This window comes from Ruminococcus sp. MCC718 (assembly GCF_018783905.1).
Lineage (GTDB): Bacteria > Bacillota > Clostridia > Lachnospirales > Lachnospiraceae > Hominisplanchenecus > Hominisplanchenecus faecis.
Map to the genome: position 1 here is coordinate 49,015 of NZ_WQNP01000030.1, position 10,582 is coordinate 59,596.

4 protein-coding genes and 1 pseudogene are annotated in these 10,582 nt (G+C 44.5%); all 5 read left to right on the forward strand.

The annotated features are described in order from the left end of the window. Positions 1-24: 24 nt before the first annotated feature. Positions 25-1,239: pseudogene (locus tag GPK60_RS03820) on the forward strand (sodium-dependent transporter); the annotation flags it as partial. A gap of 179 nt (positions 1,240-1,418) precedes the next feature. Further along, positions 1,419-6,818, forward strand: a complete 5,400-nt coding sequence (locus GPK60_RS03825) for a YDG domain-containing protein (protein ID WP_215658880.1) — start codon at positions 1,419-1,421, stop codon at positions 6,816-6,818. A 138-nt stretch (positions 6,819-6,956) separates the two neighbouring features. After that, positions 6,957-8,021, forward strand: coding sequence for a hypothetical protein (locus GPK60_RS03830; protein ID WP_215658881.1), 1,065 nt, complete (start codon positions 6,957-6,959; stop codon positions 8,019-8,021). 9 nt (positions 8,022-8,030) lie between these two features. After that, positions 8,031-8,708 carry a hypothetical protein gene (locus tag GPK60_RS03835; protein WP_215658882.1) on the forward strand — a complete coding sequence of 226 codons (678 nt, stop codon included), beginning with the start codon at positions 8,031-8,033 and terminating at the stop codon, positions 8,706-8,708. Between the two features lie 160 nt (positions 8,709-8,868). After that, the gene (locus GPK60_RS03840) at positions 8,869-10,449 is read left to right on the forward strand and encodes a glucose-6-phosphate isomerase (protein WP_215658883.1); all 1,581 of its coding nucleotides are present in this window, start codon (positions 8,869-8,871) and stop codon (positions 10,447-10,449) included. Positions 10,450-10,582 lie beyond the last annotated feature (133 nt).

A 10,582-nucleotide genomic window follows, 5' to 3' on the forward strand; every position in this document is an offset into this window, starting at 1 on the left:
TGTCAAAAATTTTGAGCGGCTACATTAATGGTCACTTTTGGATATGTTATGATCGTATCCGAAACAGCACTGGGACGTATGACGAAAAAAAGCCCGGTTGGAGCTTTCCACAAATTCGGAAAGAGCCTGCCGTTTCACCTGGGAGGCTGGATCAACGCAGTCATCCCGATGATGATCGTTCCTTATTACAGTGTGATCGGCGGCTGGGTTCTGAAATATCTGTTTGAGTATATCAGGGGCAATGCAAACCTTGTTGCACAGGATGGCTATTTCAACAGTTTTATCACCTCTTCCATGGAAGTAGAAATATGGTTTCTGATCTTTGCGGCACTGGTATTTATTGTCATTCTTGCAGGTGTAAAAAATGGAGTAGAACGTGTTTCAAAGGTTATGATGCCGCTTCTGATCCTGCTGGCAGCCTGTGTGGCTGTTTATTCCATCACAAGACCGGGAGCCGTGGAAGGCATCAAATATTTCCTGATCCCGAATCTGGAGAATTTTTCCTGGATGACGGTCGTTGCGGCGATGGGACAGATGTTTTATTCCCTGTCGATCGCGATGGGTATCCTGTATACGTATGGATCTTATATCGGGAAAGATGTAGACATCGAAAAAAGCACCACGCAGGTTGAGATTTTTGACACCGGTGTCGCACTTCTGGCCGGTCTGATGATCATTCCGGCAGTGTTTGCATTCTCCGGCGGAGATATGGAAACGCTCCAGGCAGGACCGGCACTGACGTTCATCACCCTGCCGAAAGTATTTGCGAGTATGGGAGTTGGCACGATTGTCGGCATCGCATTCTTCCTGATGTTTCTGTTTGCGGCACTGACCAGTGCAATCTCACTTCTTGAGACCAGCGTTTCCACCCTGAACGATGAGCTTCACTGGAGCCGTGGAAAATGCTGTCTGCTGATGGTTGTCGTGATGCTGGTGATCGGAACGGCATCCTCTTTTGGATATGGTATCTGGGACTCTGTGAAGATCCTTGGTATGCAGTTTTTGGATTTCTTTGACTTCCTGACCAACTCGGTCATGATGCCGATCGCAGCACTTGCTACCTGCATTCTGATTCTGAAAGTCGTCGGATTTAAAAGAATGGATGCGGAGATTGAACAGTCATCTGATTTTAAACGCAAGAAATTATATCATTTCTTCCTGAAATATCTGGCATCCGCCTGCGTTATCATTATCCTTCTCAGCTCCATTGCAAATGTACTGGGATGGATTTCGATGTAAAAACAGAAAACTTTGAAAAAACTCGATTAAGCATTGTAAAACTGGCCGTTTGGCTAGTGTACAATGCTTTTTTAATTTTATATAATGGTTATAGAATTGCGAAAATTAGTTTTCAACGGAGCAATTTGCAGGAATCAGTCAGGAATGAAAGATTAAAAAAAGAAAACAGGAGGGAAGATATGAGAAAACGAATTGCAGCAGGATTACTTGCATTTGCACTTGCATTTACCGCAATGGATTTTGGTGGCTTGGTAAGTATTCAGGCAAATGCAGCAGGACTGGTACAGGTTACTGAAGAGAACCAGAGTAATTTTCATTTAAACGGAGATTATGCCGGATATTATGCGATTGCAGACAAAGAAGATCTGCAGGCGTTTGCGGCGAAGGTCAATGCCGGAGAGAACGCTGTCAATGCAGTGCTGACGGCAGACATTGATATGACAGGTGAAGACTGGACACCGATCGGAGATACAAATGACGGTTATACAGGAATCTTTGACGGAAACGGACATAAGATCAGCAAGCTGGTCTGCGAGCGGACAGGGGATAAACAGGTATCAGGCTTGTTTGCACAGCTGAAGGAGAACAGCGTTGTCAAAAATCTTGGCATGGAAGATGGCGTGTTCACATCGTCAACGAGTACGGCCGGAGCGGTTGCAGCAAAAAGCAATCTTGGAAAAGTGATCAACTGCTGGAACAACGGAAAAGTAACAGCTCATGATTTCGGCGGCGGCATTGTCGGAAGTTCGCAGGGCTGGATCGAATCATGCAAAAACAGCGGATCGGTAAAGGCAACGTGGGGCTGGGGACGCAGCGGAGGTATCGCCGGGGAACAGGTCTGTGATATGAACAGCTCAAAACAATATGTAAGAACCTATATCAAGTATTGTTATAATACCGGAACAGCAGATGGATATTATGCCGGCGGTATAGTTGCTTATCAAGGCTATAAGAATCAAGAAGCCTGTGATATCATCTCCTGCTGGAGCGATGCAGTCATGACAGGAAGTATAGCAGGTGGAATTGTAGGGAGTCTGGACAAGGGTGACACAATTCAGAACTGTGTTTTTAATACCGATCGTTTTAAGGGACAGGTTTATAATAAAAATCAAAATGGAAGTGTCAAAGATTCAGAAGGTATGACAACCGCAGAGTTTGCATCCGGAAAGGCGACCTGGGTGTTAAATGGAAAGGATAATTCTCTGGCTTCACAGGCAAAGTGGTTCCAGAATCTTGAAGAAAATCCGGATGCTTATCCTGTAATGGATGGCACACATGGAAAGGTTTATTATCTGGAGGAAAACGATACTTACAGCAATCATCCGGGAAGTATGGCAAAAAATGAGATTTCACTGGTATCCGGTACCCAGATTGAGCGGACAAGCGATAATCTGTCTGAAACAAAGCCACTGTCTCTGAAAAAAAACGAGGTTTTTAACTGGAAAGGGGACGGAGCAATAGAGGTCGGCTATTATCTGGATGAAAAGGCACAGATACCGACCACGGCGGAAAACAGCGGAGCTGCTAAAAAAGGCGGAGCACCGGCACTGCCGGGACAATATTATGTAAAAGTGACGGCTCTGGAAGTGGAAGATTTTTATCAGGAAACTTCAGAAATCTTTTCCTATCAGATCAACTTCGATGCCGAAATCCAGATGGAAAAAATCGCAGGCAGCAAAAGCATAGATTATGCTTATACCGGAAATCCACGGGAACTGTCCTTTGAAAAAGGAAGAAAAATCACCTGGAGCTGCGAGGAAACACCGACATCCGTAAAAACCACTTATTATAAAGATCGCGGCAGCGTGCTGACAAATGCAGAAAATGCCGGTGCACTTACCGAAGGCGGAGCGCCGGCTGATAAAGGCGATTACTATGTAAAAGTAGAAATGACTTTCCGTGAAAAATATAAATCAGAATCGGATTATCTGTTATATAAAATTTCGGACGGAGAAATTGAGGTAACTATGGATGGACATTCCGAACCATATGTTACTTTGACAGAAGCATTTCGTGATACAGAGGGAAAAACAGCACAGATGAAGCTGTTGAAGAATATTGAATCGGTACGGGAAGTGGAGGTAAACAGTGGAAATCTGATTCTGGATCTGAATGGATATCGTCTGCAAAATTTAAAGAGGACCACTCTGAATCAGGATGCTTCTCTTAAAATTACAGACAGCAGTGAAACGCAGACGGGTGTATTTTACGGTACGTTGCTAGTAAGAAGTAAAAATATAGAGTTTGCCGGCGGAATTTATGAAAATCAGTCGAACAGCTATTTTGTGTATAACGGTGCGAAAATTAAGGTGAGCGGTGGAAAATTCGATCGGGTTTCAAAAGAATGGGCAGAACTTGGAGAAGAGCTTTGTCTGGTGGATAATGAGACGAATGAGAAACAGCCATATGCCGAGACAAGCTGTACGAATGTGCATGTCGAGGCGTGTAAGAAACATGATTATGAGCAGGATGTGCAGTACTGCGTGTGGTGCCATAAGAAAAATCCGGATTTCCAGGGTTATGTTCGGATCACCGTAAATGGAGTAGAAACTTATGTAGATACACTGAAAGAAGCGTTACAATACGCAAATGGCAAAGAAGCAGAGATTACCTTTATGCAGTCAATGGAAAATACGGGAAGTCTTCCGACTCTGAAAAGTGGAAAAATCACTCTGGATTTAAATCAAAAATCTCTGACAGCGAAAAGTGTTGACCGGATCTACATAGACGGAGCAGAGGTTACGGTAAAAAACGGAACCTTTGATATTGTAATAGCACAGAGGAGCGGGAAACTGAGAATAGAAAGCGGTGATTTCAGACAGATCGGCTATTGGGACAGTTATCAAAACAGTATAGAAATGACCGGCGGAAATTTTCAGAACATCGTATTATATTCAGGCAGTGCAGAAAATATGCTTCCGCAGGGTTATGCGTTCTACAGTACGGAAGATGGACGCTTTCTGAGCAGAAAAGAAGTACTTACTCAGAGTGATCTGAAAAATGTGGAGGTTCGAAATACAGGTATGAGCTGTGAGACACTTCCGCAGATTTCCGGAAATGTAGAACAGACTTTGCAGGAGTATACCTTAATTCCGGGCGTGATCAGGGCAGATACCGGAAACGGAGAAAGTACGCTGCTGGAAGGAACCTGGAGTTTTACGGAGAAAGAAAATCTGGAAGTGATACCGGAACTTGGAAAAAGATTGATATGCGATCTTGTTTTTACACCGAAAGATGGAAATTATCCTTATTATGTAGTAAAAGGTGTAGAAGTTCATGTTGAGAAAAAGACTCCGCAGCAGACTGCATTTCATGAATCGGCAAGTTATATTTATACCAAGGGTTCTGGCACGGTATTTGTGGATCTGCGGGCAAAACTCCCGGCGGACAAAAAGGAAGATTATTATTCCTATTCTGCAGCAGGGGATGAGCAGATTTTTGATGATTATGAGATTACGCGGAATGGACAGTTAAATTATAAAGTGAAAGATTTTACAGACAGGAGCATGATAGGAAAAACAGGCACAATTCATGTAAGGGTAACAATGAAAAATTATAAGGATGTTTCTTATGACTTAACGGTCACACTGACAGATCAGAAAAAGGTTGTCCTGAAAGAAGGCAGTGAGGTAAAAGTTTTACAGGATCAGAAGCTTACTTACGGGGGAACATTATCCGATCTGAAACTGAATCTGGAAGGGGAAGAACAGGCAGTCTTTGTTGAGCAGGGAACCGACACGCAGGTTCAGGGAACGCTTGCGTGGAAAGATGGCACACAAAGACCGGATACATCCGTGACAAGTGCAGAATGGATCTTTACACCGGATGATGTGGCATATGCAAACACAGAAGGCAGCACAGCGATCACCGTAGAGCCAAAAGAACTGAAAGTCTTAGAGGCAACGGCAGATGATAAAGTATATGATGGAACCGCGTATGTCAGCTTCCGTGATATTGTTCTTGAGGGCATTGAAGAAGGAGATGAAGTTTCGGCAGACATCGGAACGATCCGCGGGACTTTGAAAGATGTAAAAGCGGGAAATTATACTTCGGTAACTTTGCCAGAGCTGAGATTAACCGGAAAAGACAAGGAGAATTATATTCTTGTGCAGCCGACAGACGAAATTCCTCTGACAAAAGCGGTGAATGTGGCAAAAAGCAGTGGGCTTCAGATCGAAGAACAGAATAAAAGTTACTTATATTTAAAGGATCAGGAAGAGCGGATCAGTCTCAGGGAAATCCTCCCGGTGGACTGCGGGAATGCACAGTATGCTGCACCGGAGATGACCGGAAACATGGAATATATCACAGAACCGAGTATAGCAGACGATATATTATCTTATACAGTGAAGCAGGGGGCACTGGACAGGAAAGGAAAGATCCAGATCAAAGTTACGACTGAGAACTATGAGGACTTTGTGATCACCTTCAATCTGGAATGTAATGACCAGACACCGGTCAGATTACAGGAAGGAACAGAAGTAACCCTGAAAAAAGATACGCTTACTTACGGTGGTCTTTTGTCGGCACTGGAGTTTTCGGAAGCAGAATTTGTGGACGAAGAAGGAAATACAGTGGAAGGAACGCTTGAATGGAAAGACGGCACACAAAGACCGGATACATCCGTGACAAGTGCAGAATGGATCTTTATGCCATCTGATGAGGCATATGCAAATGCAGAAGGCAGCACAGCGATCAAAGTAAATGCAAAAGAACTTACGGTAACAAAGGCGACCGCCAGAAACAGGAAATATGATGGAACAAATCAGGTTGCCATCACGGAAGTACTGCTAAGCGGTATGCTGGAAGGTGATGAAGTGAGCGTAGATCTGACGGATCTTCATGGAACGTTAAAAGATAAAAAAGCAGGAAAATATACTTCGGTAACATTACCGAAACTGACGCTTGCCGGAAAAGACAAAGCAAATTACAGGCTGGTACAGCCAGTCACAGAAATCCCTCTGACAAAAACGGTGACGATCGAAACACCGGAAACACCGGAAACACCGGAGACACCGGAAACACCGGAGACACCACAAAAACCGTCAGATCCAGGTGAAAAGCCGGGAACTTCTGAGCCGATACAGAAGCCATCGAAACCAGAATATCTGAAAAAAGGAACAAAGTTCATAGGACCGGACAAAAATCAGTATAAAGTAACCTGTGCGGACGGAAAGACATTTACAGTGGCATATCTGAAACCGAAAAAGGGTGTCAAAGGAACGGTAAAAATACCGGACAGCATTACCGTAAACCATGTTACTTATAAAGTTACAGAGATTGCAGCGAATGCTTTTAAGAATCAGAAAAAGATCCGAAAAGTGTTGATCCCGTCAGGCGTGAGCAGGATCGGAAAGAAAGCATTTTGTGGCTGCAAGAAGCTGAAAAATATCACGATCAAAACGACAAAACTGACAAAGAAAAGAGTGGGAAGCAAGGCATTTTCCGGCATCCATGCGAAAGCGGTCATCAAAGTGCCGAAGAAAAAACTTTCTGCTTACAGGAAGATACTGAAAGCACGCGGAGCCGCAAAAAAAGAAAAAGTACAGGCGATCAAGGTAAAATCTAAAAAAGCATAAGATAAAAAGACTTGGGCAGTGTGTGCCGGAGATGCGGAGATGATTTCTGGTACTCACAAATGCCCGGAAAGGATTGAAACTATGCAGGGAGCAGAAAACACAGAAAAACAGCAACTCTCCGCTCCACTTAGAGCACGTATGTGGGAATACCGTATTATCAGTGTGATCGTTTGTGCATTTGCCTTCTGGATCGCAGCAAAAGGGAACTGGAATAAGATCCCGGTCAGCATTGCAACGGTTGTCCTGATCATTGGTATTGCAATCTGGATGCTGGGATCGCCGGATGATTATAACGGTTCAACGGATATCTGCAGTATGATCGCCATGGATTGTCCGAGAAAGATTGAAGAATTTTATGAGGCCTACAAAGATGTCCGCACGCCGCTTGGCTCTGCTTATCTTGTTCAGTTTTACACGATGAAGCAGCCGGCTCTGATGTTCGGACCGGACAAAAACGGCGATTTTCTCTATTTCTGGCTTTCAAAAGACGGGAATATCGGTTATCTTGGCTATTCGTTCATGACCAGTATGATAAAGGGAAAATATAATGATTCGATATTTCCGGCAGAAGAGGATTTTGGCGATAATACAGCAGAATATGTCTGCTATCAGTCGGATGTACTTCTGATGCAGAAGCAACTGAGGGAGAGCCTGGAGCATTTTGTGAAAACAAAACAGGTTTTGGAAATTCCGCAGTCCCGCCCATCGGAAGTCTATACTTTTACGGAGGATTTTAAACTGACCGGTCAGCATTTTGATCTCTGTGACAGCGAAGGAAACCGTGTTTTCGAAATCGAAGGAACGGCTCCGCTGCGCACACTTTCTGTTTATGACGATCAGCATAACGAGATCTTTAAAATGACCAAGAAGATCGTAAGTGTACTGCCGACCTACCAGTTTTATTACCTGGGTGAGCTTTACGGCACGCTGGAGAAGAAATTTGTGCTGGTCAAAGATAAATTTGAGATGAAGGTCAAAGAAGGAAAACTGGAACTGACCGAATATGCCGGTTCGATCGGCCATAATTTCTGCGTAACCTTAAATGGCAAAACGCTGGGAACAATCCTGGACAACCTGGATCTGAAAATGGAAAATATTGTCTTTGACAATGCAGTGATCATTGCATATGAAGAAAAATATCTTCCGCTGCTTGCGGCAATGGCGGTGATGGTGGCACGCGAACTTGCACGGGATCGCAGTTAGGAGGTGTGAATGAAAGAAAAAGCAAAGATAAGAAAAGCGGTGTATATCGCAGTGATGTGGTGTATTCTGGCAAGTGTTCTTTTGGGATGCAGAAAATCTAATGTCGAGTCCTATGCATCTGCAGAGGAAGCAAAGCAGGCAATGAGTCAGTGCCGGACATTTCTGGTAGAAGGAGATCTGGATGAGGTCAACCAGGAGGGGAATATTCTTGCGGACGGGAAAATAGCCGGGCGGTTAAAAGAAACAGGTATTCTCAATACGAAATGGACGGTATCGGTCGATGGAAAAACCTGGTTCTGGATGAAATTTGTGACTGATGAGCCGATCAATAACATCGATGGCGTGATTGCCGGGACAACCTATGGTTATTATGATGAAAACAATCAGTGCCTTGGCTATGCACAGAAGCGGTTGTTCGAGAACGAAAATCTGGAACGTGAATATTATCTCGTATTTATGGATGCAGACGGAAATCCAAAAGATTATCTGGCAGAAGAACGCGGAGAGGAACTTTACGATTACGAGGGCAATCAGATCGGCAGCGGAAAAGCAGAACTCAAGGGTTATATTGGGGAGAAATGCTATTTCGAAATTGATACCGAAACGGGTGTATCTGTGGATGCAGTGGATAAAATGGCAATGTATCTCCAACTGTTTAGTAAATTTAATGAAACGGCAGGAGATTAAATGGTGGTAAAAAACAATTCTTACGGTGTAAAAAACCATGGAGATGCGATTGATGCTTGAATTTATGCAGGTTTGCTATTATAATCATCAGTGATTTAGAGAAGTAAACTTTATCACACACCCGCTTATACTATTTTATACATTTAAGGAGGAATCTACTATGATTACCTGGAACAACCTGGATACACTGGAAGCATTTAAAAATCTTTCAAAGGCAGAGCGTGTAAATATCGCAGAGGCAATGTCTGGAGAAAACGGTGCAGAACGTGTGAAAACATACAGCACACCGATGGCAGAAGGCCTTGCGTATAATTATGCTGCAAAGCAGGTAGATGACAAACTGCTGGAAGATTTGCAGAAACTGGCAGATGAAGCACAGCTGACTGAAAAATTCGAAGCACTTTACAATGGTGAAGTTATCAACACCGGAGAGAAGAGAATGGTTCTTCATCACCTGACACGCGGTCAGCTCGGTGAGGCTGTAAATGCTGACGGCACAGACAAACGTGCTTTCTATAAAGAACAGCAGCAGAAGATCGCAGATTTTGCAAACAAAGTACATGCCGGAGAGATCACAAATGCAGCAGGTGAGAAATTTACAACCGTTGTTCAGATCGGTATCGGTGGCAGTGACCTCGGACCTCGTGCAATGTATCTGGCACTGGAAAACTGGGCAAAGAAAAACGATACCTTCAAGATGGAAGCAAAATTCATCAGCAATGTAGACCCGGATGATGCAGCAGCAGTTCTGTATGGTATCGACGTAGCACATTCCATCTTTATCCTGGTTTCCAAATCCGGTACAACACTTGAGACACTGACCAACGAGTCCTTCGTAAAAGATGCTCTGAAAAACGCAGGACTGGATGCTTCCAAACATATGATCGCAGTAACCAGCGAGACATCTCCACTGGCAAAGAGCGACGACTATCTGGCAGCATTCTTTATGGATGATTACATCGGCGGACGTTATTCATCCACATCCGCAGTAGGCGGAGCCGTATTATCCCTGGCATTCGGACCGGAAGTATTTGAAAGATTTTTAAACGGTGCAGCAGAAGAGGACAGACTCGGAACAGAAAAAGATATCAGAAAGAATCCGGCGATGCTGGATGCACTGATTGGCGTTTATGAGCGTAACGTACTGGGCTATCCAAGCACAGCAGTACTGCCATACTCACAGGCACTGAGCCGCTTCCCGGCACATCTGCAGCAGCTTGACATGGAGTCCAACGGTAAATGCGTGAACCGTTTCGGTGAGAGACTTGACTATGTAACCGGACCGGTTATCTTCGGTGAACCGGGAACAAACGGACAGCATTCCTTCTACCAGCTGCTCCATCAGGGAACAGACATCATCCCACTGCAGTTCGTAGGCTTCAAGAGCAACCAGATGAACACAGACGTAGTGATCCAGGGCAGCACAAGCCAGCAGAAACTGTGTGCAAACGTGGCAGCTCAGATCGTAGCATTTGCATGCGGAAAAGAAGACGAAAACCGCAACAAAAACTTCGAAGGCGGACGCCCGTCCAGCATCATCATTGGTGAACAGCTGAACCCGGAAACACTGGGAGCACTGCTTTCACACTTCGAAAACAAAGTCATGTTCCAGGGCTTCGTATGGAACGTAAATAGCTTCGACCAGGAAGGTGTACAGCTCGGTAAAGTACTGGCAAAACGCGTACTGGCCCACGAGACAGACGGAGCACTGAAAGTACTCAGTGATCTGATGAATATTTAATCTCAGAATAGAAAGAACCCAAGCGAGAATATTCGCCTGGGTTCTTTTTAGGTAGGTGCGCCTAGCGGCGCACGTTTCTAACGGGTTAAAGTCCCGAATCCGCCCGGTAGTGGGAAGGATATAGCCGAAGGCA

Coding starts and splice junctions, on each gene's coding strand:
- GPK60_RS03825 (WP_215658880.1), top strand. CDS start 1,419: ATGAGAAAACGAATTGCAGCAGGATTACTTGCATTTGCACTTGCATTT.
- GPK60_RS03830 (WP_215658881.1), top strand. CDS start 6,957: ATGTGGGAATACCGTATTATCAGTGTGATCGTTTGTGCATTTGCCTTC.
- GPK60_RS03835 (WP_215658882.1), top strand. CDS start 8,031: ATGAAAGAAAAAGCAAAGATAAGAAAAGCGGTGTATATCGCAGTGATG.
- GPK60_RS03840 (WP_215658883.1), top strand. CDS start 8,869: ATGATTACCTGGAACAACCTGGATACACTGGAAGCATTTAAAAATCTT.